Here is a 26007-nt window from a genome sequence, read left to right on the forward strand (position 1 = left end):
TGGAATGAATTTGATAGTTTTCGTGATTGTGTCGATGCTGCTTTCAAACAGTGTCCTAATGTATATGCGTAGTGCTATAAAGGTGGTGACGGCGAGTCTGAACTACGGACAAAGCTAGGATTAACAATGATTTCTTCACCCGTTAGCGGTGACTGCGCGGCAACGGCGGCACTCGTTTCAGCTTGTACTTGGGCGATCGCAATATCAGTGGCAGTCACGCTTTTTTTATTGAGATTCAATCCACTTACTAAGTCGCTTGATTCATAAAATGTTTTTAGATCGAAGTTGTAAAGCGCTGTAATTTTACCTTTAACAACGACTGCTAATTGACCTGCTTTCAATACCTGTCGCTGAGAGTTTTTTTGATTAACGACTTCAATCTGGCTATTTGTTAATGCGCCGACTACGGTAGTCTTACTATTGGAAATATGACGAATAAACAATGCAGAACCGCGAATTGCTGCTGTTGCGTTTGGTGTCCATACTTCTGTCGTACCTCGACCGGGAGGAATCAGCAGTAATGCAGTACCATTTGATAGTTTTAAATTCCGATTTTGAGCAGAAAATTGAAATAGGGCTTGTTCGCCAATTCTTGCTAAAGAGCCATCATTAAAACGTAGCTCTGCTAGTGCCTCTCGACCCGTAGATAATGCATCTCCTGGAACTATCCCATCAGCCACCTTTGCTGGACGAGCAGTTTGGCTTTGAGGCATTAATTGTACGAGATTGCGTAGGCTTTTAATTTCAGCGCGGGTTAAAACTGTATCTGCTTGGGCTGCTTTTGGTAGTGCAGAAGCACTCCATAGCAAAATTGAGATGAAAAGAATGAATCGGTGAGACATGTAATTAGGAATTGGTAGTCAATATCTAATGGTTAACGGTTAAGTATCGAAGTACTACAATTATTTAGAATGCCCAAATTGCAAGCAAATAAAAACAGGATTTATACGGTAACCGTTAGTTTTACACCAAGTTTCCGTGTAGAGACGTTACATGTAACGTCTCTACACGGACAATCGATTTCACGATTCATTTATGATTGCTATAGGATTAGCCTATGAATTGCTATTGAGTATTTTTTCTGAGTTGAAAGTTTAACTTAATTTCATGAATCCCGTAATTTTGCGGTTATAGATTGATATTTTTTTCAACTAATCTTGATGTGCGATCTAGGAGCTTAAGGATTAACTGAGAGCTAGATAAATAATTGCGATCGCAATTATGTGTATTATTAATTTTTGTTTCTACCGTGTTCAAACTTAAATTTACAATTCAACAACCTAAGCGGAGTGAATTCCCACTGACACAAGCGAAGTTCACCTGTGGAAACTCAAAAACTAACAACGGCGGGATTGACCCACTTAGCTGTGATTTTCATCGATCGGTACTAGCTAGCTTGATCTTAAGTATGGCAAGTAGCACTATTTGCTTTTTTTTTCTTCAAATCCAATAATTGCTGCCCCTCTAAAGGATGAAAAAGCACCATCACCAGCAACAACATTAAGCGATCGCGCTTCAGTCAAAAACGAACAAATAGGAGATCCAGAACTAGGAGTTCTGCGTTTACAAGAGCAACAATTACAGTCTCCTCCTGACGAACCCATCGCACATTTACTAGGGCAGGTTGGCTATTTCCAAGGAACTAATATTTTTTCCGCAGTTGATGCAATTGATGATGGATTATTTTCCACTAACTTAACTTTTGCGATCGCGCCCAAGCTAGGATCGAAAACAAGTTTGTTTACGGCAATTGATGGTGGTTTAGTTCGGTATAGAGAACACGACCGAGCTGATTACAATAAATTAAGGTTAAGGGCAATTTTACGCCAAAAACTTACACCACGGATGTTTGGTGAAGTTGGCTGGAACAATCAATATTTATTTGATGCTAAGACAGGCGATCGCTTTTTGAACGAACACGCTCTACGTCTAGCCCTCCAGCGCCAAGATAAAATAACAAATAAATTGTGGTTAAATTCAGTCTATGAATTTCGTCTAGGATTTGCCGAACCAGACACCCGCAGTCGCGCGATCAATTCTTTATCTACAGAACTAGCTTACTATATCAGCCCTCGCCTCCAGCTCAGTTTAGAATATCTACTCGCTTTATCAAATTTCACGCAACGCGATCGCGATGATACCTACCACCTAATTCTCGGTAGCATAATTTATGCCGTATCCCGTGGAAGCCAAATCAGCTTTCAAAGTGGTGTGAGTTTTGGCAATTCCTCCGATCCAAATATTGGTTTTGATAATTCATTTTTTAGCGTGAATTATACATTTGATATCGGGAATTGGTAATGGGTAATTGGTAGTTGATGATTTTTCTCCCTCAGCTCCCTCAGCCCCCTCAGCTCTCTTTTCCTACTCCCTACTCCCTACTCCCTCAGAATAACTAATCCAATCGCTCCAACTGCCTGCATAAAGCTTACCTATGGAAATTCCTGCCAATTCTAGCGAGAGTAAATCGACGCAAGCAGTCACGCCAGAACCACAGTAGACAATAATTTCTGATGATGAATCTAGATCCTTCCAGCGCTGCTGTTGTTCTGTGACAGGCTTGAGGTAGCCGCGATCGTCTGTTACCTCTTGCCAGGGATAATTGACTGCGCCTGGGATATGACCCGCAACTGGATCTATCGGTTCTCGTTCGCCACGATAGCGATCGCCTTCTCGCGCATCGACTAATGCTACTCCTGGCGAGTTCTTGCGTGCTTTTACCGCTTCTCTGTCCACAACTTGCCCTGATTGCATTTTGGGGATGAACTCACCAGCTTTTGCTATGGGAACATCGGACGTCGCCGGATAACCAGCCGCTAGCCACCCTTGAAACCCTCCATCTAACACGGCAACTCGTTCGTGTCCTAAATAGCGTAGCAGCCACCACAGCCGCGCCGCAAAAGCCAATCGGGAATCATCGTAAGCAACCACTGTCGTTTGGGAAGTTATGCCCATCGCCGATAGCTTTACTGCCAACTCTGTTACGTTTGGTAAAGGATGCCTCCCGCCATGCTGACCGACTGGACTGGAAAGATCCCGATTTAAATCTAGGTAGTAAGCACCAGGGATGTGACTCGATTGATACTGTTGTTGTCCGAGTTGCGGATCGGCAAGGGAAAAACGACAATCCGCGATCGCCACTTGCGGATCTTCTAGATGTTCGTATAGCCATGCGGCAGTAACGCTATGATTCATATGGCGAAAGTCAAAAGTTAAAAGTTAAAAGTCAAAAATAATTCTTAATTCTCTCTACAGCCTATACCCTAAATCCTTTCCCGACTCCCGTACGGGCGGGTTTAGCAAAAGAATCATGCTGAGGGCAATCGATCTTCGCTCAAAACCCGTCCCTACAAACCGACTCCCCTGTACGGGCGCACAACTGTGCGCCCCTACCGACTCCCCTTCTTTAGAATTTTTAACAAATTTTCTCATCAAATCGTTCTACTGTAACGATTTAGGTGGAATACTAAATACACTCGCAAACTTTGTTGGTAGTAGTTGACTATAAAAGTTGAGAAATTTAGCATGAGCAGTAATTTAGCAACAAAACTCCGTGAAGGGACGAAAAAAGCCCACACAATGGCAGAAAATGTTGGTTTTGTCAAGTGTTTTTTAAAAGGAGTAGTAGAGCCAACTTCTTACCGCAAGCTGGTTGCTAATCTCTATTTCGTCTACTCAGCGATGGAAGAAGAAATGGAGCGGCATCAACAGCACCCTATTTTATCAAAGATGTACTTCAAGGAATTGAATCGCCAGCGCAGCTTGGAGCAAGATCTGAAGTATTATTACGGCAACCAATGGCGCGAGCAAATTAGTTTATCTCCGGCTGGAGAAGCTTACGTGCAGCGGATACGGGAAGTCTCTAATAATGCTCCAGAACTATTAATATCGCACCTTTATACTCGTTATTTGGGCGATCTTTCTGGCGGACAAATCCTCAAAGGTATTGCTCAAAGAGCAATGAATCTTGCGGATGGGCAAGGCACTGCTTTCTATGAATTTGCTGAAATTTCTGATGAAAAGCAATTTAAAAACACCTATCGGCAGAGACTAGACGAATTACCAATTGATGAAGCCACAGCAGATCGCATCGTTGAAGAAGCTAATGCTGCTTTTGGCATGAACATGAAGATGTTTAACGAATTAGAAGGTAATTTGATCAAGGCGATCGGTGTTATGTTATTCAACAGCTTAACTCGCCGTCGTAATCGTGGTAATACCGAGCTAGCAACTAGCAATTAGTTATTGGTTATTGGTTATTAGTCATTGGTCTTATAAATAACAAATGACAAGTGACAAATGACAAATGACAATTGACAACCACATACAATCCTGGGGATGAGGTGATAAAAATGTCATCGTGTCTTCAGGATTGTCTGCTGTTGAAGATGTAGAGACGTTTCATGTAACGTCTCTACATCTTCGATGAATTACACACTTACAAACTATCAATACACTCTAGTGAATCATTAGTTGGTTTATTGACTTTAGTACTGACGGGATATGAAACCATTGCCTCTGACGAGTATGGCTGTAACAATGGTTGTAGCTCGTCTGGTTCTTGAATTTGAGGATCGAGCCACTGATTATAGTCTTCTGGTTTGAGAATAACAGGCATCCGGTCGTGAACCGATCGCAAAAGAGAATTAGCTGTTGTCGTCAGCAGAGTGCAAGAATCAATTTTCTCGCCGTCTGGTGCTTGCCAAGTTTCCCACAAACCTGCAAAAGCAAAAGGTTGCCCATCTTGTAAGCGAAAATAAAAGGGTTGTTTTTTGCCTTTTTGTGACTGCCATTCGTAAAAGCCATCGGCAACAACTAGACAACGGCGGCGACGAAATGCAGAACGGAAAGCGGGTTTTTCAGCAACGGTTTCTGCTCTAGCATTAATCATTTTTGCACCCATCGATGCATCTTTTGCCCATGAGGGAATTAAACCCCAACGTAACATTTGAAATCGACGGCGATCGCCATCTGATAAAATGGTTGGGACTGGTTGAGTAGGTGCAATATTATATCGTGGGGCTAATTCGGGAATTAAAGAAAGCTGAAAGGTAGAGGCGATCGCTTCTGCGGGTTGGCTGAGGGTAAATCTACCACACATAAAACTATTTTGGTAATGGGTAATTGGTAGTTGGTGAGTGGCTAGTGGCTGGTGACTAGTGGAACCAGACTCAATTCTTGTCACTGGTTCCACTAGTCACTGATAACTGATTTTGACTTTTGACTTTTAACTTTTAACTTCTTTATAATCGTTACGTCTTCTACCCAACGAAAGTCATGCTCAAGTTGTATGATTTTTTACCTTCGGGGAATGGTTATAAAGTTCGGCTGTTGTTAACTCAGCTTGGGATTCCCTTTGAGCGAGTAGAAATTAATATTCTTAAAGGTGAAAGTCGTACTCCAGAATTTCTTAAGAAAAATTCTAATGGACGCATTCCAGTTTTACAGTTGGAATCGGGAGATTTTTTAGCAGAATCGAATGCTATTCTCTTCTATTTTAGCGAAGATACTGAATTTTTGCCTGCTGATAAATTGCTCCGCGCCCGAGTTTTACAATGGTTATTTTTCGAGCAATACAGTCACGAACCTAATATTGCTACTCCTAGATTTTGGATTACGGAACTTGGTAAAGCAGATGAATATCGGGAAGCGATAGAACAGAAACGTCAAGCTGGTTATGCTGCGCTTGGAGTGATGGAACAACATTTAACTCAGCAGAAATTTTTTGTAGGCGATCGCTATTCTATTGCTGATATTGGCTTATTTGCCTATACTCACGTCGCCGATGAGGGAGGTTTCGATCTATCTCGTTTTCCAGCAATTCAAGCATGGATAGAGCGAGTCAAAGCTCAGCCCAATTATATTCCAATTACACAACAATTTTGACATTATTGTAGTGGGGTGCGTTATTAACGCACCCAACGATTGAAAGGAGAATTAGAAACGGAAAGTTGTGCGGATAGTTGCTAACCAAATGTCGTTGTTATCTTCAATATGACCTGGGTTAGTCACGAGAACCACACCTGGAGTAATGAACAGATTGTCACTGACTCGAAAACGGTAGAACATTTCAAAGTGCAGTGAAGTTGCTTCATCTTTTACTCCTACTCTCCTTGGTAGCGTATCTGAAGTCTCTTGAGGGGCTTGATCTGGTCCAATTCCAGCTGTATCTAAGTTAGTGTTGTTATCAGTTACAGGAACTTCTGGTTCGCCCCTACGAGAAGTTTCAAAAAAAGGTACGGGTGTACCGCGCGTTTCAGGTCCCGCATCAACTAGTTTTGGTGGCATACCAAAGAGAAAGGCAAATAAATCTCCTTCTCTACCAAATGGATCGGATAGACCGAGAGAAAATAGATATGTGGCTGAATTAGCAAAAGGTTTCTTACCGGCAGAGGCTCCAATTCCGTTGAGAATTCCATTCGCGTCTCTACTAGTTTCAGAAAAGTCAGGGAGGCGTTCTAAGAAATTAGTAAACATATATCCTCCCCATGCCCCAAATGTTAGCTTAGGAGACATACGCCATTGCAACGTTGCGCCAACAGCATTGGTTTTGGCAGCTAAATCTCCGATAAAATAACGGCAGCACGGGTCAAACCCAGAGTCATTTGCTTGGTCAATTGGTGAAGGAACGGATGAACCAGACCACAAACCATTTGTTTCTGCATTGACGCTACCTGTATATGTACCTAAAGTTCCATCGCTAGTGTAAGCGTTGACGAAAGTTAAACCAGTAATTAGGTTATTGGTTGGCGTTGCTAACAATTGCACGCCTAGTGCGCTGCGGTCTGCTCCAAAAACCCCACTGTCTGGATTCCCGCTTCCTCCAGTACCATAAGCTACTTGTAACCGGGCATTTTTGGCAAATAACCAGTCAAAACCTGCTCCTGCATCTAATACGCCACCAATTTTGAAAATTGGACTAGCCTCGCCAAAGCGAGAAATTGAGCCTCTGCCAGTGTCAAAGTAAGCTGAGTTGGCGGAAAGAACGTTACTGAGACTGAAGCCAAAAGGAATGACGCTAAAGACAACGCGATCGTTAAAGGCAGGAAATCGATATTCTAGTAAATCTAAAACAACATCATTGTTTAAACCTGCTTGATAAGATAACCGCGCCATGTAAGTATTGAGAGACTCTGCATTGGTGAAGCCGCCACCGTCAAAGTTGCCTGTAACTAGGTATGTCCGCAGGCGATCTTTACCTGTAAATGATGTTTCTAACCCTAATCGAACCAAGTGGGCGAGAACAGTATTTTTATCTGCATCATCTCGGGTTAAACAATCAACTTCTGGATCTGAATTGCGATCTCTTAAGTTTAAGCCGCGTGTTAGTTGTTCAAAAAAAGGTCCCGTATCGTCGTCAAAAACCCTACATCCTCCAGGGGGATCGCCGCCAAAAGCACTGGCTACACCAAAGATAACTTCTCCACCTAAAACGGTAGTTGTGGAAAACTGATTGGCTTCTAACTCGGCTGCTTGCGCTTCTAAAGCGTCAACTCGACCCCGCAAAGTTGCTAATTCACTGCTAAATTCCGATTGCAGGCGATTTAGGGTTTCTAAATCTTCTTTGCTGACGACATCTGCCGAACCAGCCGTAATCAGTTCGTTAATCCGATCCATAGCTGCATTCAAACCTGCGGCAAACTCGTAGCGCGTCATGGCACGATTGCCTCGAAAAGTCCCGTCAGGATAACCTGCAATGACTCCATAGCGTTCTACTAAAGACTGCAATGCCTGAAACGCCCAATCAGTAGGTTGCACGTCTGACAGTTGAGATACGGATGTGACTTGTGCCAGTGTCGAAGATGTGTCTTGAATTTGTTGAGCTGTATAGTTGAAATCTGTATCCGGTGTTGCTGGTGCTAGAGGCGCTAGGGTAGCCGCACTAGTTCGGTTTGCCTCAGACTTTTTTAATAATTGAGATGTTATTTGAGTTGGCTGAGATATTGCTATATCTGTCTCGCCTGCATGTACTGCGGTTGTTTTAAATACAAGAGCAGAAACAGCTATGGGTGTTGTCAATAGCAAGATGGAAAATATGGAAAAAGTAGATTTGATCCTCACAGTTACTTCCCTCTGATCCACAATTCAAGGCGTTTAATTTGGCATAGAAAACTTACAGAAGCTTGAGCAAACTTCTGTTGAAACTCGGTGCTGACCCTAAGCAAATAAAATTATTTTATTTCTTAAAAGCTAGAATGACACGATCGCGATAATATACAATCCAATTAACTAAAAATCTTAATTTTTATTTGTAATATTATTTGAGAAAAACAGATTAACGTAGGGTGGACATTGCTCACCCTACAGATGATAGGATTTGAAATGAGCTGGCAAATATAAGCTTTTTTTCATATCCGATCGCCATACTATTTCAGTATTAAATACAGATAGCGATCGCTAAAGAAATATAGCTTTAACTACGAAAATTACGCTCCCGAAATAAAGATTTTGCGCTGCTGAAACTCTCCTACTTGAGCAAAGCGTAAAAAAGTATTTTCTTACTCTGGGCAGCGTTCTTCACTCGTACCGAGTAAGACTGTACGACTACCTGCTGAGGGACAATCTCTAACAGCGGCGTGTTTGAAGTCACGGCTGAAGGTCTTGTAAATATCATCGATCGTGTCTGCCGATCGCGGTCTTTTTTCTGGCATTCCCTGGCTGACAACAGCAGGCTGCACGGGAGGCGGCTCAAATTTGATATAGGGAAACACGCCTGCAAGCGGTTGAATTTTTTTCGCTTCTTCGGTGAGGTCGGAAACTCGAATTCCCAAATTGAATTTACTTTGAATCGCAGTTTGAGCTATGGAGTTTCCTGCCATTAGGGAAGCTACTAAAGTTCCTGGTACGGAGACACTAGTTGCTTCACCTGCGCGTCCGTGAATTCCAACTAACTCGCCGCGATCGTTAAAAACGGGACCCCCACTCATACCCCGCTGCGTTTCACAGCTGTATTGAATGCTGTAACCTCCATCCGTAGTGCGAGGGGTAATTCTAATCACTTCGCCAGGAGCAAATAACCTTTGCCGTCGCGCCGTTTCATTTCCAGGATCGGGCCAGCCAGAGACAAAGGCTCGTTCGCCTTGGTTAGGGCTACCTGGTAGGTTTGCTAAAGGATAGTTCTTGTCACTCTTAAATTGGACGATCGCGACATCAAGCCCTTGAATAGTTTCGCCACTTTCGCCCTGTTCTTTTCCCATTGGGACGATATTCGATCGCGTACTTTCGTCGTCTACGGGATAAACTTCGCCATCAAAGGTACGTACCCCGTAAAAACCACCTCGACCGCGGACAACGTGCAAGTTAGTCGCCACGTAGTAAATGTTGCCGCGCTTAGCGATAATGACTCCAGAACCTGGGTTAAACTCACGTCGAGCTTCAACATCACCTTTTTGCAGGTCTTGACCGACAACCACTGTTGTTTGCGAGGCGATCGCGTCAATTTCCGTTTGATTCAACGTTTTGGAATCAGTAACAGGCTGAGTTTGCTGGGCGATCGCATCTGCTTGTACCGTGAGTCCTGTCATCTTGCTAGTAAAAGCGATCGTCGTCGCAGCAGTGACAACTCCGGCTATAAAAATTGTATATTTTAAATTTCGAGTTTGAAAAAACTTTTTCCAGCCATTCATAATAAAGTCAAAAGTTAAAAGCTAAAAGTGAAAACTGAGGAGTCAGAAGAATATAAATACCAACACGCACCACTCACCACTGCCAATCACCTACTACCCATTACCCATTACCAATAACAATTTAGATCTCATTTTGCGATTGAGGTTGAGCCAAGTTTTTGTCAACTTGATGCTGAAAAGCAGCAATTGGAATCGCCCAGCTCAGCGCTTCCATTTGATTAAATAGTTCTACCGATGGCTTTGTACCATCGGCAAATGTAAACACATCAATGCCTTGAAGTGGATATTTCAAGCGACCGTTGATCCCAATCAGTTCTCCTTTTTGATTCAAAACAGGTCCACCACTCATCCCTTGTTCGACTTCGTTGGTGTAACCTAAACTGTATCCTTCTGGTAAAGTTCGCTCTAAGAGTAAAGCAACAGTTCCCGTTGTCAGCCGAAATGCTTTCATTCCCCAGTTACGTGTTTCTTCAACACGACTTTTATTGAGGAATTGATAATTGGGAAAACCAGATGCATAGACGCGATCGCCTTTTGTTAAGGCAAGTGAATTTCCTAAGACAGCAACGCGATAGGATTTAGGGCTATCAAATTGTAGTAAGGCGAGATCGACACCTGCTAAAGTCTGCGTCAAGCGGCGGGCTGGATGAGTCGCGCCATCAGCAGTGAGAATGGTATATTCGCCCTTCTGACTACCTGCTACTACATGGTCGCAGGTAAGAACGGTGTATGTCTGAGCCTGACGTTGTACGATCGCCCCAGAACCCATACTTGTTTTTGTCAATACTCTGACTGTCACTTGTTGAGCAACTTCTACTATTGCCGAACTTTTTACTGGATCTACAGGTGTTGTAGTCGCAATTTTTTCAGTACTAGCATCAGATTTTGTATTCGGTTTTGATGGCATAAACCATAAGAATGCAGCGATCGCCAGCAGTCCGAGATTAAATAAGACAATAGTGGCTGATGATAATTTCACTGTCACTGCATCCCAATTCCAATCGCTCGATCGACTGTCATGCGTGAATTACGAGGTTCGAGTTGGCGATCGCTCTCAATCTCTACTACTCATGCATTTACCTTATTCCGCTGACAACGCTCGCTCAATTTCTTCTCCAAAAGGTGCATAATATTGTGGCGCACTTTGTTGGACTGCCGTACCCGTTCCTTTCAGGCTGAAAGTCACTAATTGTTCGAGAATTTGGCGTTCTTTGCCTCGATCTGATTCGCGCAATGTCATTAGAATATTTTTCCGGTTGCAGATTTCGTTTCGACTGCCCACATAACAAATGACTGGTTTGCTGTTAACTCGTCCGTATGTCAGTTGCAAGTTTCTCAGCTTCCCGCCTTTAGCTGCTACAACCTCACTCAAGCGATCGCTAACTATTTTACAACGCTCGTGCGGCGTGTATTGCGTCCCAAATTCATTGCTGTTCCAGGTAATCACTGGTGCTGTGATCCGTTCGCCGCGTTTGGCGATCGTGGCATAGCCCTGACCTGAAGCTATGCAATGGAAAGTTGTCGCACCCCCAGCGCTAGCTACTGCTTCTGCTCGGACGAACTCGTTAGCTATTCCGATCCCACTTATAACTGCGATCGCTGTTGCTAAATATTTAGTAAATTTTTTTAAATTTTTAGTTGTGTGATTGCCTATCATCGCTCGTACCTCAAGGGCAGTTAAAATTTCAATTACATTCACAGTCAGCTCAAGTACCCTGAACTTGACAAGTCTGCTTGACGAGACTAGCGTATTTGAACTATACCGCGATCTACATCCAAATATGCTACGATTCCGGTCAATTTTTGAAAAAAAATATAAAATTATACTTCAACAGCTATTTTGTATACGGAACATACTTATAAAAACACTTCATATACGTACTAAAGAAGTCAAAAGTTAAAAGTCAAAAGTCGGGAAAGAGTGGTGCGAGATCGTTCTCCCCCAGTTTCCCCAGCTCCTCCAACTTCCTCCTGCTCATGCGCTCCCTACTTAACCGTCAAATCTCCGACCAGTCTTGAATCAGGATTTGAGCTTGGGAATAGAGAGGACTGTCTTGAGGAATTTGTCTGGCAATAGCGATCGCTTCAGCAAAGTTACTACTTCCTGCGAGTTGCTTGGCATGTTCGAGATGACACTCATTTAGTATTGCCTGCGCTTCGGCGTAAACTGTTGAATCGCGGGTAACTGTCTCAGCTCTACTCGCACAAGCTTCGTATCGTGCTTGATGTTTTAAAGTTTGAATTTCATCGATAACTTGAGCTGTCAGACGAAACTGAATGTATGAATAAACTACTGCTCCCAGTGCCACAATACCAACACCAATAGCCGCACCGACAAAAAATAAAGTAGAGGTGGATAAGCGGCGATGACGCGCTGGTGGAGATATTAAAATTGAATCGTCCGTGTTGGAATTAGCTAGATTACTCTGCTGTGCGGCAGGGAACTGAACGTTTGCCCGAACTTCTTGCTTATGGGGAGGTAACAAGGTGTCTGGCAGCGATGTCGGAGGAATGACTTCTGTTTCTGTTGGCTGTGGAGGTATGTAGGCTCTAGTCGTTGCCACGTCAGGTGTGACAGGAACAGATGGTTGTGGGTGCGTGGGTGCAGGTGGAGATGGATGAAGAGAATTATCGATCGCTGCTTCAGGCTTGTGGGTAATAGTAGCTTTTAATACTTTTTTTAATTGCTCTACGGAGGCAAAGCGATCGTTAGGTGATTTTTGCAAGCACTGCATGACAGCTGCTTCTAGTTGCGGCGATAAATTTTCGCAACCAGGCTGTAACCTGATGGGAACCGGTGGTTTTGTCTTGTGTGCCATTGCCCAACCCATGCCCGTAATCGAATAGGCTTGAGCGCCAAAACCAAATGGATCTGTGCCGCTGAGGAGTTCGTAGAGGATGACACCCAAGCTGTAGATATCTGCTCTTGCGTCTATAGTGTTGGCAGCCCGCAACTGTTCTGGAGCAGCATAGCGAAACGTGCCGATAAATCCATAAGTCAGATTCGTGCGATCGATCGATTCATCGCGGATTTTGGCAATTCCAAAGTCCAGAATCTTCACCAATTCTCCCAATGCTGTAGGCACGACAAATATATTGTCTGGTTTGAGATCGCGATGAACTACCTTGACGTGTTCGCTGGCTGTCGCTCCACTCCACCAGAGATCGATGCCTGAGTGAGCTAGACGCAATCCTTCACAAACCTGAGTCACAATTTTGATCGTTCGCTCGACGGGTAACCGTTGCTGTTGTTTCAGCAATTGTTTCAGGCTGTCCCCGCGCAGATACTCCATGACATAGAAAGGATGACCTTCATCTGTAACGCCATAATCGCTCACATTCACGATATGATCGCTTTTTAGGGCTGCACAAATAGCAACTTCCCGCTCGAACCTCTTCCTCAAAGACTTTGACGCTGCTAATTTGTCTTTTAGCAACTTCAATGCTACGTGTTGTCCTAATAAGGTATCCATTGCCAGAAAAACATCGCCCATTCCGCCTGAACCCAAGCGCCTCTCCAAGCGATAGCGTTGGCGATCGCCAATACTCCGACCAATCCAGGTTTCTGGCTGAGCAGGAAATGTCATGGAGCTTTCTCTATGTGTTGCTTCTGGACTTGTTGCCTTTTTTGGGCGTGCGATCGCGAACGAGACTATGATACTACTATTATTGCTTGAGCAGTTATCAGTTATCAGTGGCTAGTGGCTGGACTCAATTCTTGTCACCAGTCACTAACCACTAGCCACTCACTCTAAATCGAAATATTATCTAAAAGTCGGGCGGGTTTGAGTTGTAGAGGCGTTGCGCCATGTTCGTATTCGTCGGGAAAAATTGCTCTGACGCGCTTAACGACTGAAATCATATAACCGTAGTCTGGCGCTGAGCTGTTGGGAATGTATCCTGCTTCTTGCGCCAAAATCGAGGGGACTCCATTCATGATTTGGTAAATTTGCTGGCGCAGGTTTTTGTCTACGTTAGGTGCAACCAAAACTACGCCAGGAGGGACTTCGTGCGGATCTGTGTGGAGAATGCGAAACTCAGTGGGGCTGAAATACGAACTGTGTAGGTACAATTCTTCTTTAGAAAGAGCGCCTGCTGTAGCTTTCCCTGTAGCAACCCATTCCAAAACTGTTTTAGGTGTGGGTGCAAGCATAATCTCTGCTAGAGTTAGACCGTAGAGATTGTAAATGGGAAAAAAATATCCGGTAGCCGAACCTGGTTGTCCGAGGGCAAGCGGTTGATTTTGTAATTCTTTTAACTCAACGATCGGATTATCTTTGCGCACGACTAAAATAGAGCGCAAATTAGCGATGCCCTGAAGTGACAATATCGGGATGTATCGGTGTTGGTCGATCGCGATCGCAGCTAATCCAGGCTCGGCAAAAGCTAAAGACCAAGCATGATTCCGAATTCGTTCTAGAGCCTTATTTTCGTTAAAAGCAGGTTCTAATTGTACGATAACTCCAATTTTTTCACTTAAATATCGAGTAAATTTGGCATAACGATTGATGGTCTGTTCCCCTGCGTTATAACTGACTACACCGAGAACTAAGCCTTGGCGCTTGCTCGATAGCGATCGCACCCCACATGCTGTAAGTAGAAATAATTGTAAAAGTAACGTACGGCGGGAGAATTCGGAATTCGGAATTCGGAATTCGGAATTCGGAATTAATATATTCTTTTTAGAAGCTTCGCTCATTTTAAGAGACGACGGCAAAAATCGGCGGCTTTTTGAGGATCGGGAATTTCATTGGCTAATCGATTGACTAATTCCAACTCGGAAATTTGCATTCCAGATTTTAGAACTTTTTGAATGAGAATCGGCGCGATCGGTCCAATCAGATCGATTAAAGTTTTTTCACACCGTTGAATAAAATTAGTATCGAGTGCTGACTGCGCTAAATTATTGGATAATTGATTATGGGAAAATTTATTGCCGTTGGTGTTGTGGGTTTGAGATTTAGCTGTTGACTCGGCTTCGATCGCTTTTGCCTGACGCTCGAATTCTGCTTGTTGCTTGGCAGGCAGGTAAACTGAGAGGTTTTCTACCAACTGCTCGACGCTGTATGATTGAGCTGCTACTTGTCGAAACACAGTAGTCGCAATCGGTCCAGCAAATTCTGTAAACAGCTTGACTAGCGATCGGTGTTGGGCTGACAGGGATACGTCGGTAGCTTCTAACGGGACTCGGGGCGCAGACAGACGTTGGGTAAAGTCAGGTGGAAAAGTTGGATCGGGTAGTTGAGTGGTCGTTAGTTCGGATGGGTGTGCGGGAGGAGGCAATGTCGCAATTGTCGTTGCTGCACCTAAACCTGGGACAATTGTATTATTCGCCAGATCGATCGCTACGGCAGCTTGCAAGGCACGACTTAACTCGTCTACAGAACTAAAGCGATCGCGGGGCGATTTCTGCAAGCACCGCATGACGACGGCTTCTAGTTGTAGTGAAAAATGCTCGCACCGAGGCTGCGATCGCAACTGAATCGGGGGCTTGGAAGCATGAGCGAATACCCATGACATACCGCTAATCGTATTGCTATTGCGACGGAAATTAAACCCAAATGGGTCGGTTCCAGTCAGCATTTCGTAGAGAATTACGCCGAGGCTGTAAATATCAGCACGTTCGTCTACTTCTGTCCCTAGCTCAAACTGTTCGGGAGCTGCATAGTGAAAAGTCCCAATAAAAACGTTCGTCAGATTGGTAAATTCATTCGTATCGTTACAAATTTTAGCAATACCAAAATCGAGAATTTTGACGAGTTCTCCCAATGCAGTAGGAACGAGAAAAATATTATCTGGCTTGAGATCGCGATGGACGACTTTGATCTGCTTGCTAGCGGTTGCTCCATTTTGCCATAGGTGTACGCCTTGATGCGCCAACCGCAAACCTTGACACACTTGGATCGCGATCGACAGACTGCGTTCGAGACCCAGCTGTTGCTGCTGGCGTAGCAGTTGTCCTAAGCTCTGTCCTTGCAGGTACTCCATGACGTAGAAGGGATACCCCTCATCGGTAACGCCATAGTCGCTGATATTCACGATGTGATCGCTTTTGAGCGCAGCGCAGAGAGTCACTTCTCGCTCGAACCGCTTTCTCAGATCGGCTGATTCTGCTAGCGATCCTTTGAGGATCTTTAAAGCGACTAGTTTGCCAATCGGTACGTCCCTGGCGATGAAGACATCTCCCATTCCGCCCGCGCCTAGATGTTGTTCTAGTCTGTAGCGCTGGCGTTCGCCAACGCAGCGACCGAGCCAGTTGTCTTTTTGTAATGGCGAGTTCATGGAGCAGAGCGCATTAAAACTGGTATGAAAATAAATGTTTGCCAACAGTATAGGCGATGACTTCCAAGCTAGATGCAACTAAGCCTGCTAAAAATATATTTCTTTCATCACCATTAAAGCCTAATATGAACTTTTACTGCTAAAATTTTTTGAGGAAGGCAGAGGGTAAAGGGCAGAAGAAAAGAGTTGCAATTCGCCCTTTAGATATGCGGGGTTGAAGCTCCTAATATTTGTATAAGATAAAGTATAGATCGAGATATATTTCAAGACACAATCGCCGAAATACGCTGTCTCGATCGAATCTCCTAAACCTACGTAGAGTTTGTGTAGCAAACCGCGATCGCACTGCCCGCTGATTGAGATTGAGGAGATAATTCTCCTATCTGCTTTTTCCTCTTGCTTGCCTAGCAGCCTCGATCGAGGCAATCGGCTATGAGCCGATCGTTTATAGCTAGCAATATCCAATGAGAATGCGTGTTTCTCGTACTAACCGCTAACATCTGAATGTTTGTGTGCTTGACAGCAAGCGCGCCTGACACTAGCTTTTAGCTCAGCCTGAAATCTTTATTTCTCTTTAAATACTATTTAATTGTATTGGCAGATACTATCATACGTTGCTGCTCGACATTGTAACAAGACCTTGTAACAGATGTTGTAACAATATGTGCAGAACGTGCATAGATCGAGTGAGTTGAGAGTATAAAATTTTAATGAAATTGGAGAGAACCCGAATTTTCGGTAATATACTGCAATCTCAGAGAAAAATTTTCCAGCTACGACAGCCAACTACAGAATAATTAAAAAAATAAAAATATTATGATTCAGTCTTCTGCACGTCTGGAGATTGGTAGACGTGACGGTAGTAAGCAAGAGTTTCTACTCAACGGCGACGTGGTGAGAATTGGTCGAGCGGGAGATAATAACTTAGTTTTGAGCGAAAGTAATGTTTCGCGCTATCACGCTCAGCTGGCGCCCCAAGGTATAAGTGGATACTTACTTACAGATTTAGGAAGTAGTACTGGCACTTTTGTCAATAATGCTAGGTTGGCTCCTAGTCAACCGAGGCAACTCAAAGATGGAGACACGATTAGAATCGGGGGTTGCGAGTTGCGCTTTTGCGGTGTTGAGGAAGTCACTACAGGTGCAACTGCAACCCAGATGACGGGGATAGGGACGACTGTTGGCTTTGAAGCCACGAATTTTGCTGCACCACCGCAAGCAATTCAGACTCAGATCGTAACACCGATATTGCGGGTGACAACTCCAGCGGGAACGCAAGATATTCCGATTGTCAAAAACCAGATGACGATCGGTCGCGATCCTAGTTGTGATGTCCCGATTAATTTTCCCCAAGTTTCGTCACGGCACGCCGAATTAGTCGAGCGTCAAGGCAGCTACACGATAGTCGATCTAGGGAGCAGAAATGGGTTGTTATATCAAGGGCAACGCATTAGCGAACGGCGGTTAATGGATGGAGACGCGATCGCGATCGGTTCTGGAATTACTCTGACTTTCCAGACAACTGCTACCGACCAAGTACCGAGTATTACGCATCAACTGAATCTGAGCAATCGCAATAATTTAACGATCGGTCGCGACGAGCAGAACGATATTGCAATCGACCATCCAACCGTATCGCGCTATCATGCCAGAATTTCGCGTCAAGATGGGACGTTTGCGATCGCCGACCTCAATTCCAGTAACGGTACTTTCGTCAACGGCAAGCGCGTCAGCGGTTCGCAGTCGCTCAGACCTGAAGATACAATTCGCATCGGTCCGACTCGCTTTGTCTTCAACGTTGACGAGACTTTAGTGAGCTTCAACGAAGAAGGGAATCTGCGTCTGGATGCCGTCAACTTAACGAAGGTTGTCGGTAAAGGCACGACCTTGTTGGATGACATTTCGCTGTCGATCTTGCCGCGAGAATTTATCGTAATTGCCGGAGTCAGCGGTGGCGGTAAATCGACCCTCCTCGACGCACTCAACGGTTTTCGCCCTGCTACAAGTGGGATGGTACTGGTAAACGGAGAAGATTTATACAAAAACTTTAATGCCTACCGTACCGAACTCGGTTACGTCCCTCAAGATGACATCATTCACAAAGAATTGACGGTCAAGCAAGCGCTCGATTTTGCCGCTCAGTTGCGGATGCCTTCAGATACGACTCCTGGCGAACGTCAAAAGCGGGTGCAAGAAGTTTTGACAGACTTAGAATTGCTGCAACGCCAGGACGTACCTGTAAAAGCATTGAGCGGCGGACAGCGCAAGCGGGTGTCGATTGGGGTCGAGCTAATTACCAAACCCAGCTTATTTTTCCTCGATGAAGCGACATCTGGTCTTGACCCTGGTACGGAACTTCAGATCATGAAGTTGCTACGCAAGTTGTCAGATCAGGGACGGACGATCTTGCTGATTACTCACGCCACGAAGAACGTCACGTTGTGCGATCGCGTGGTATTTTTGGCGAAAGGGGGACGAGTCGCCTATTTTGGTCCGCCAGCAGAAGCAATTGACTATTTTGGGGTGGAGGAGTTCGATCAGATCTACGGCAAGGTAGAACACGAACTATCACCTGAAGAATGGCAGCAACGCTTTAGAAACTCGCGTCACTATCACAAGTACGTATTAGAGCGCCAACAACAGCTGCAAATGCCCCAAATGGCACAAAGAAGCCATCGAGCCAAACAGAAACCAGGTAGCACAATTAAGCAAGTTTCGGCATGGCAGCAGTTTATCATCCTGTCGCGTCGCAACTTAGCAATTTTGATGCGCGATCGCGCTGGCTTGTTTTTGATGGGTGCGATCGCCCCAATTCTCGGTTTACTAGATTTTGTCACCTGGCAGCGCAATGTTTTTGACTCTAAAGATGGTAACGCGGGACAGGCAATTACTATGTTGTTCGCCGCCGCTTTAATTGCGGTGATTGTGGGCAGCTTAGCCACTATGCGCGAAATTGTCAAAGAACAGGAAATCTATCGCCGCGAGCGCATGATCGGGCTAAAAATTTTGCCTTATGTCATGTCTAAAGTGTGGATTGGAATCATAATAGCGCTCTATCAAGCGGCAATCTTCCTGTTATTTAAGTGGCTAGCTGTAGAGTTGCCTGGTGGTGGAACTGAGCTATTTAATATGTACGTTACCTTATTCCTCGCTACCTTAGCGGGAATGGTGATGGGACTTTTGGTATCGGCAATTTCACCCAACCAGAACGTAGCACCCTTACTCACAATTATTTTTATCGTCCCGCAAATTACCTTTGGTGGTGGGATGTTGCCTGTAGATACTTTTGGACCTCCTGGGCAATTAATTAACCGAATGACGATTACAAAATGGTCGTTTGAGTCATTAGTGACTATTGCGGGTATGGGTAGCGATATTGCTGACGATTTTTACTGGAAACTGTCAGAAAAAGACCGTAAAAAACAGACTTCCGAACAGAAGAAAAAAAGTCAGTGCTTGGGAGCAAGAATGTTTAAAAGCTGCGAGTTTCCCGGTTTGGTGGCGAAATACGATCCAGTCGTAGATCAAAAAGAACCACAAAAACCTGCCGATCCTGGCAAAGCTCCTTCAGATCCTAGAAAACTCGACGACTATGAGAAGAAAGTCGATAAATACAAGAAAGATGTAGATAGCTGGCAAAAGAAATATAGCGAGTGGAAAGGAAAATATGAGGGCGCAATTAAGAGTGCGGAAGGATTAGTCGAGCGATTCAAGCAAGACTATGGAGGCGCTTTCAAAGTCAGTTTAGCTTCGCATTGGTCTATGTTGGGAATTATCATGGCAGTGATGTTTGGCATTTTATTCGGAGTACAAAAGCGTAAGGATATCGTTTAATAGAAGTCAAAATCTGTAGGGGCGATTTTATCAAAAAATCTTTACTTCCCACCAAAAATTCAACCAAACCCGCCCTCACCCCACGAAAAAGTCAAAAGTTAAAAGTAAAAATTTATTGGATCGGTTTTTTCAAAGTTGTATGAATGCAAAATTGGATCGCTCGCTTTGAAATAGTAGTTTTATTGTAAGAATAGGTGGTTGAATTACTCATAATATTTATGTAAAACTTTGTTAGATCCACCATTACAGAACTTGCGATCGCACGCAAGCAAACTTTATTTAATAAGAAAAATCACCTTTATAGAAAGTAGTAATATTATGTTATATCAAAAAAACGTATTGTTATGAATCAATAAAATTGCTCTCAAAAACATTTAAAAAATTGACAAAATCTAAACTTTGAAAGTCAGATTTTGCAGAATTTATGCACATGAAGTTTAAGCTTTTGCCATCTCAATTGAGTTAAGAAGATGTATTTCTCCCTTGATTTTTCAAAAGTAGGAGAAAGTAGTTATATAACTCTTGATTGAAAAACCAAAATCAAAAATCAAAAATTCAAAATGGTATGAGGTTGGAAATGTTGCGATTGAGACAGACAGTAGGAAAAATGTTAGCATTAACGACAATGCCATTATTAACGATTACGTCAAGTGCGATCGCAGTTGATTCTCCAGCTTTTCCCGATCCAAAAAATAGCTGTATTTGCGATCCTCAAGATCCCTTCGATCCGCAAGCGCAAATGCCTAGTGGTCCTTTTAAAGGGGTATGCGTAAATTCTTGCGAACAAAGAACTGCTAAAATTCTTTCACCCATTCAAGCAGCACCTTACAATCCTAAACCAGGTACGATCGCAATCGCGAATGTCAGTCACAAGGGAAAATTTTGGGTAGCGCAAGTTCCAGTCAATGGCGTACAGGACGCGATTTATCAAATTGAACAAATGTTTAATTCATGTCCGCTATGTCATTCTCAATTGCGCTTTCGATTTAAACCTGGTTCTGAAGTAATATTAGTTCCTCAATCGCTCTCTGAAAGTCCTACTGAAGTGCGACTTTCAGATCTAGTCTATTCAATTGAAGCTACAGGTACTCCTGGTGCTGGTTTCAATCCCGCTGGTGCTTTGGCAAACTTATTTGGCTTATCATTTCGTCTCGTTTCTTTAGAAGATCGAGCGCAGCGCATGATAATTGTAGATAAGCATAAAGTCGAGCAAATTAGGCTAGCGCTAAGACCAGAAGAAAAGCAAAAGCTACTCAAAAATGCCATGCTACAGGCAGATCGTTCGGGCATGAAGTTCATGTACAGTTTCTATGATCGCAACTGTACCACAGAGCTATTTAAAGTTATCGATAGCAGCGTTAGTTATGGTGGTTCTCGAAAAAAACCTAACGCATCTAAAGAACCATTTTTCTATTTTCCAACCGGAACTTTCATGAGTAAAATTCTGCAAAAGAACAAGCTAAATATTGAAAATATCTTAACGCGATCGCAACAACCAGAGATTCAAAAAGTTAACCAGTTACTCAGGCAAACAAAACATCCAAGAGAAGCACTGAGAGAGCGTGGTTTGAATAATAATACTAGTAAAATGATTAGCTTAAATGACGAGATAAAAAAGGGACTACTCAAATAATTAATGATAGCCATTAAAAAGTCGGAAGTCAGAATTAACTGATAACTGATAATTGATAACTGACAATTGAAGGTAGATGACAATGCTGCAATTTTTAAAGCAGAACTTAATCAAAACATTCTTATTAACCACATTACCCCTATTTTCTATCATGTCAGGGGCGATCGCTCAACCAAAACAACCTTATCTTACTGCTAGCAATAGTGCCTGTGTTTGCGATCCTGCCGACCCTTTCGATCCGAAGGCAAAAATGCCTCAAGGTATTTATAAAGGTCAATGTTTGTATTGTCAACAACGCTCTGTTCAATTACTTACACCCGTAGAAGCAGCACCATATAAACCTAGACCAGGAGCAATAGTATTTGCTAATTTTAAACATAAAAATAAATTTTGGGTAGCTCAGATTCCTCCAAATGCAGTTGAAGATGCTATTTTTCAAATTCAATATTATACAGTTCCAGCTAGTCCTTACATTGCGCACGGACAAATTCGATTTCGCCTCAAACCAGGATACGAAGCAATTTTAGTACCTCAATCTCGTTCCTCAGGTAAAGCAGATAAAGCAATTCGCGTGCGCGATATGGTGTATGTTGCTAATGGTGTGGGATTAAAATCGGCAGCATGGAATCCAGTTACAGGCGTATTTGACTTTTACGCGATCGCTCAAGAAATGATTGCTTTAGAAGATAGAATTGAAGATGCTTTCAATTTTAAATTTACCGACCGCGTAGAGCAAATCAGATTAGCCTTAACCCCGCGACAAAAACAACAAATACTACTCAATGCGATCGCCCAAAGTAGCCGCGATCAGACTAATGTTATGTATGATACTATCAGCCGTAATTGTACTACGCTAGCCTTACGAGTTGTCGATAGTACGATTGGATATATTCCTGAAAAATACCCGAAAGAACAACAGGAATACTTTGTCAATCTGCCAACAGGACCGCAGTTAAATGAAGCCTTAGCAAATAAAAAGCTCAATCCTGAAACACTGAATGAGTTCTTAGCAGAACAAATTAAAAAATTACCAGCTTTACAACTGCCAACTGCTCCTTATGATGCGCTTTTGAGGCGAGAACTTGTCAATAGTCGGAGTAAAATGCCGACTTTAGAGCAAGAATTTGCAGCGCAGTATGGTAAGAAAAAGCGTTAGTAAAATTGAGTTTACTAATTTATCCATTTTTTATAACTACATTTATCGATGATTTCACTCAATCGCAAAACAATCCAATTTTTAACTCAAGCTGCATTCTGTGCGGGATTGCTGAGTGTTTCTCATCCAACTCACGCTCAAAATACTCTAAGCGCGGCTAATATCAGTAGTAATGTTAGGTCAAGCCAATTCGAGCAATTGTGTTTTCAACGTTCTGTAGCGTGTGAAGAAATTGGCAAAGCTGCTTACATGGCTACAGGATTAATCTATCAGTTGTTTGATGCAGAAAGAGTTGCAGATAAGACTAAACGTCAAAATGCGATCGCTCAAATTAATCGATTGTACGGCGCAAGACAAATTGATGTCGTTAATAAAAGATTAAAACTGTCAGATTTTTTTATTGTCAAACGCGATAAAGTCTTTGGAGGGTATGCCGTTCTAATTCGGCAACCAGTAAGACAACGGCTAGGAAGAAAAAAAGTTTCTTATATTGTTGCTTTTAAAGGAACGTATTTTGGCATAGACGATCCAAATGATATTATTGCAAATGTCTCTGGAACTCCAGTTAACCTATATAAAAAAGCAGCAGTTTTGTTACATGAAGGTTTTAAAAACTATGCAGCTTCAGTTTTTGCCGATCCTACCTCTAAGAAATTTGTAGCTGAAATCTTAAGCGCTCAAGATCGACCAAATACTGAGGTTGAAGTCTTAATTACCGGACACAGTCTGGGTAGTGCATCAATTCTTTATGCAGCTTTATTAGAAGAAGCTGGAGTTTTACCTGATAATATGAGAGTCATTTCATTCGGCGCACCAGCATTTACTCAAAGAAATTTTCAACAGCGATATTCAAGATTGATTGCTAACACAACTAGAGTTGAAACCGAAGGAGACGTTCTTGGCTATGAAAAACCAGGATTATTAAGACCCATATACGATAGTTTTAGCTATCTTCCTTTAGGGAATTTGGTTAAAACTGTAGCACCGCAGGAATACAGAGATTTATTGAAACAGAGAGAGTTAGTAGAAAAGGAATATCAAGCTACTCAGTCTCAACAGGCAAGAACTACTTCTTTGAATTTACTGAAAAAGATTTTTGCAGCACAGTCAAATATTCATGTTTATAGCTACCGCTACTATCATGACTATTATCTGAAGTCGCAGGGTGCTAGTTTTACTAGAAATGGCGATCGGTAGTTATGAGCGAGCGTCAGGCTTGGATCTCGTCATAAAATTAGAGTATACGTTGCGAAAACTTACCCTATGGTTACTGCTATTCAAATAAAAACTTATACCGTCGATGAATTCATCGAACTGGATTTACCAGAAGGAAAAACATACGAACTCATAAATGGTGTCATAGTACCCATAGCTGAACCTTCTGGAAAACATGAAAATTTACGGAGCGAGTTGTGGTTTGCGCTGAAATCGGAAACTAAGAGGGCTAACCTGGGGCTGCTAATTCATCCCCAACCAGTACTCGTACTAGGTAGAAAAGATACTCGCAAGCCTGACTTAATCGTAATCAAACGCGAAGATTGGAATCGACAAACTCAGATAGAAGCAGTACTGAGAGAACCGCCTAGCATTGCAATTGAAATTGTTAGCACCAACTGGGAAGACGACTATAGAAATAAACCCCTTTGGTATGCTGCTTTTGGCGTACAGGAACTATGGATTATCGATCCGCTATTTCATCTCGATAGATATCCAGGTAGAAGAAATCCGAAAATCTTGCAACCGACAATTTCTGTGGGACAACTGGTAAATTCTGACAGCATTTTAACAGAAAAAGAATACCGCTTTGAAAGTTTTACAGAGAGCGATCGCATCAAATCTCAATTTTTCCCCGAGCTAAATTTAACAGTAGCTGAAATAATTGCCTTTGGAGAAGGAATCTAAAAAACATCCAGTGGATTGATGCTGTCTGGTAGCAGAAACCTTTATGCTAGTACGAGTGAACTAAGTAGTAACTGTGAATGTCTGACCTCATCCTCTTCTGGCATCGTCGCGATTTGCGCATCTCAGATAATACCGGACTAGCTGCGGCAAGGCAACGAACTCAAAAGGTAGTAGGAGTATTTTGCCTCGACCCCAATATTTTAGAACGGGATGATGTCGCTCCCGTACGAGTCACGTACATGATCGGTTGTTTGCAGCAACTACAGCAGCGTTACGCCCAAGTTGGCAGCCAGTTATTAATTTTGCAAGGCGAACCCCGTGAAGCCATTCCAGCGCTGGCTACTGCCCTGAGCGCAAAAGCTGTATTCTGGAACTGGGATGTAGAACCATATTCTCAAGTACGCGATCGCGATATCATAGAAAGCTTAAAAGAAAAAGGCATCCAAGTTTTAGAAGAAAACTGGGATCAGATATTACATTCCCCAGACGATATTTTTACAGGTTCCAACCAACCCTACACCGTATTTACTCCGTTTTGGCGTAATTGGAGTAGCAAACCGAAAGCTGCACCCGCAGAGACTCTCAAAAATGTAGAAGGGTTGTCAGAACAAGAATTGCAAACTGCAAAGCAAGCAAGCGCGATCGCCCTACCGACTGCAAAAGATTTAGGATTTAGTTGGGAAAATGGCTTAGTTATCGAACCAGGAGAAGCAGCAGCAGGAGAGAGATTAGAACAATTTTGCCATCGGGCGATCGAAGAGTATAAAGAACAGCGAAATTTCCCTGCTTATGATGGGACATCTCAACTAAGTGCAGCATTAAAATTTGGTGCGATCGGTATTCGTAGAGTTTGGGCTGCTACAGTTGAGGCAATGGAAAATACTCGTAGCGATGAAGCACAGACGAGTATTCGCGCTTGGCAGCAGGAACTTGCATGGCGAGAATTTTATCAACACGCCATGTATCATTTCCCCGAACTCGAACAAGGCGCATATCGACAACAATTTAAGAATTTTCCTTACGAAAATAACGAGGAATATTTCCAAGCTTGGTGTGAAGGCAGAACTGGCTATCCAATTGTCGATGCAGCAATGCGACAGATGAATAATATTGGGTGGATGCATAATCGTTGTCGCATGATCGTCGCAAATTTTCTCACCAAAGACTTACTCATCGATCCGAGATTGGGAGAAAAATATTTTTATCAAAGACTAATTGACGGGGATCTTTCAGCTAACAATGGCGGTTGGCAGTGGAGTGCTTCAAGTGGCATGGACCCTAAACCAATTAGAATTTTCAACCCTGCCAGTCAAGCTCAAAAATTCGATCCTGAAGGAGAATATATTCGCGAGTGGCTGCCAGAATTGCGCTCTTTTGACACAGAAGAGTTACTGAGTGGAAACATTTCAAAACGCGATCGCGCTGCCGTAGACTATCCTAATCCAATCGTGGATCATAAAATTCAACAGCGACAGTTTAAAGTTATTTATCAACAGCAGAAAGAATTGTAGAGACGTTATATGTAACGTCTCTACAATTCTCCAACCCCACAATACGAGATAATCGATCGCAGC

The 26007-nt window shown here is 43.1% G+C and carries 20 protein-coding genes; 9 read left to right on the forward strand and 11 right to left on the reverse strand.

Translation table 11 applies throughout. From position 1 onward, the window contains the following. Positions 1-74 precede the first annotated feature (74 nt). A complete protein-coding gene (locus DSM107010_RS26635; RefSeq protein ID WP_127024309.1) occupies positions 75-842 on the reverse strand; it encodes a FecR family protein in 768 nt (255 codons plus the stop codon). Between the two features lie 583 nt (positions 843-1425). On the opposite strand from DSM107010_RS26635, the gene DSM107010_RS26640 reads away from it, so the two are divergent. Further along, positions 1426-2301, forward strand: a complete 876-nt coding sequence (locus DSM107010_RS26640; RefSeq protein ID WP_127024312.1) for a hypothetical protein — start codon at positions 1426-1428, stop codon at positions 2299-2301. Positions 2302-2364: 63 nt separating this feature from the next. Here the strand turns inward: DSM107010_RS26640 and DSM107010_RS26645 are convergent, their stop codons facing one another. Further along, positions 2365-3195, reverse strand: a complete 831-nt coding sequence (locus DSM107010_RS26645) for a sulfurtransferase (protein WP_015155946.1) — start codon at positions 3193-3195, stop codon at positions 2365-2367. Positions 3196-3249: 54 nt separating this feature from the next. Continuing rightward, on the reverse strand, positions 3250-3432 hold the full coding sequence (locus DSM107010_RS26650) for a hypothetical protein (protein WP_127024315.1): 183 nt from the start codon (positions 3430-3432) through the stop codon (positions 3250-3252). A 93-nt stretch (positions 3433-3525) separates the two neighbouring features. Between DSM107010_RS26650 and DSM107010_RS26655 the strand changes: the two genes are divergently transcribed. After that, entirely contained in the window at positions 3526-4242 is a 717-nt protein-coding gene (locus DSM107010_RS26655; RefSeq protein ID WP_106167544.1) for a biliverdin-producing heme oxygenase, read from the forward strand. A 196-nt stretch (positions 4243-4438) separates the two neighbouring features. Here DSM107010_RS26655 and DSM107010_RS26660 read toward each other — a convergent pair whose 3' ends face one another. Further along, positions 4439-5101, reverse strand: a complete 663-nt coding sequence (locus tag DSM107010_RS26660) for an SOS response-associated peptidase (protein WP_041462551.1) — start codon at positions 5099-5101, stop codon at positions 4439-4441. A gap of 176 nt (positions 5102-5277) precedes the next feature. On the opposite strand from DSM107010_RS26660, the gene DSM107010_RS26665 reads away from it, so the two are divergent. Then, the gene (locus DSM107010_RS26665; protein ID WP_106167543.1) at positions 5278-5886 is read left to right on the forward strand and encodes a glutathione S-transferase family protein; all 609 of its coding nucleotides are present in this window, start codon (positions 5278-5280) and stop codon (positions 5884-5886) included. A 51-nt stretch (positions 5887-5937) separates the two neighbouring features. On the opposite strand, the gene DSM107010_RS26670 is transcribed toward DSM107010_RS26665, so the two are convergent. From DSM107010_RS26670 to DSM107010_RS26700, 7 genes are all read right to left on the reverse strand, one after another. Then, positions 5938-8061, reverse strand: a complete 2124-nt coding sequence (locus DSM107010_RS26670; RefSeq protein ID WP_106167542.1) for an iron uptake porin — start codon at positions 8059-8061, stop codon at positions 5938-5940. Positions 8062-8498: 437 nt separating this feature from the next. Next, entirely contained in the window at positions 8499-9626 is a 1128-nt protein-coding gene (locus DSM107010_RS26675; RefSeq protein WP_106167541.1) for a trypsin-like peptidase domain-containing protein, read from the reverse strand. 121 nt (positions 9627-9747) lie between these two features. Next, a complete protein-coding gene (locus tag DSM107010_RS26680) occupies positions 9748-10605 on the reverse strand; it encodes a S1 family peptidase (RefSeq protein ID WP_015155952.1) in 858 nt (285 codons plus the stop codon). Positions 10606-10707: 102 nt separating this feature from the next. Beyond that, the gene (locus DSM107010_RS26685; RefSeq protein WP_106167540.1) at positions 10708-11325 is read right to left on the reverse strand and encodes a COP23 domain-containing protein; all 618 of its coding nucleotides are present in this window, start codon (positions 11323-11325) and stop codon (positions 10708-10710) included. Positions 11326-11623: 298 nt separating this feature from the next. Further along, complete coding sequence (locus DSM107010_RS26690; RefSeq protein ID WP_106167539.1) at positions 11624-13213, reverse strand: serine/threonine-protein kinase; 1590 nt, start codon at positions 13211-13213, stop codon at positions 11624-11626. 164 nt (positions 13214-13377) lie between these two features. Continuing rightward, positions 13378-14325 (reverse strand): phosphate/phosphite/phosphonate ABC transporter substrate-binding protein, encoded by a 948-nt coding sequence (locus DSM107010_RS26695; RefSeq protein WP_106167538.1) that lies wholly within the window; start codon positions 14323-14325, stop codon positions 13378-13380. After that, positions 14322-15908: a serine/threonine protein kinase gene (locus DSM107010_RS26700; RefSeq protein ID WP_015155956.1), complete on the reverse strand. Its 1587-nt coding sequence runs from the start codon at positions 15906-15908 to the stop codon at positions 14322-14324. Before DSM107010_RS26700 ends, DSM107010_RS26695 begins: the two co-directional genes overlap by 4 nt. A gap of 816 nt (positions 15909-16724) precedes the next feature. Between DSM107010_RS26700 and DSM107010_RS26705 the strand changes: the two genes are divergently transcribed. From DSM107010_RS26705 to DSM107010_RS26730, 6 genes are all read left to right on the forward strand, one after another. Then, entirely contained in the window at positions 16725-19742 is a 3018-nt protein-coding gene (locus tag DSM107010_RS26705) for an ABC transporter ATP-binding protein/permease (protein WP_106168818.1), read from the forward strand. Positions 19743-20319: 577 nt separating this feature from the next. Next, a complete protein-coding gene (locus DSM107010_RS26710; protein ID WP_158631868.1) occupies positions 20320-21375 on the forward strand; it encodes a lipoprotein N-acyltransferase Lnb domain-containing protein in 1056 nt (351 codons plus the stop codon). Between the two features lie 82 nt (positions 21376-21457). Further along, positions 21458-22531, forward strand: coding sequence for a lipoprotein N-acyltransferase Lnb domain-containing protein (locus DSM107010_RS26715; RefSeq protein ID WP_106168821.1), 1074 nt, complete (start codon positions 21458-21460; stop codon positions 22529-22531). 48 nt (positions 22532-22579) lie between these two features. Beyond that, on the forward strand, positions 22580-23728 hold the full coding sequence (locus DSM107010_RS26720; protein WP_106168820.1) for a lipase family protein: 1149 nt from the start codon (positions 22580-22582) through the stop codon (positions 23726-23728). Between the two features lie 66 nt (positions 23729-23794). Then, entirely contained in the window at positions 23795-24433 is a 639-nt protein-coding gene (locus DSM107010_RS26725) for a Uma2 family endonuclease (protein ID WP_127024321.1), read from the forward strand. A gap of 77 nt (positions 24434-24510) precedes the next feature. Next, positions 24511-25944: a cryptochrome/photolyase family protein gene (locus DSM107010_RS26730; protein ID WP_106168772.1), complete on the forward strand. Its 1434-nt coding sequence runs from the start codon at positions 24511-24513 to the stop codon at positions 25942-25944. Positions 25945-26007: the final 63 nt, after the last annotated feature.

The organism is Chroococcidiopsis cubana SAG 39.79, assembly GCF_003991895.1.
In the GTDB taxonomy this organism is placed as follows: domain Bacteria; phylum Cyanobacteriota; class Cyanobacteriia; order Cyanobacteriales; family Chroococcidiopsidaceae; genus Chroococcidiopsis; species Chroococcidiopsis thermalis.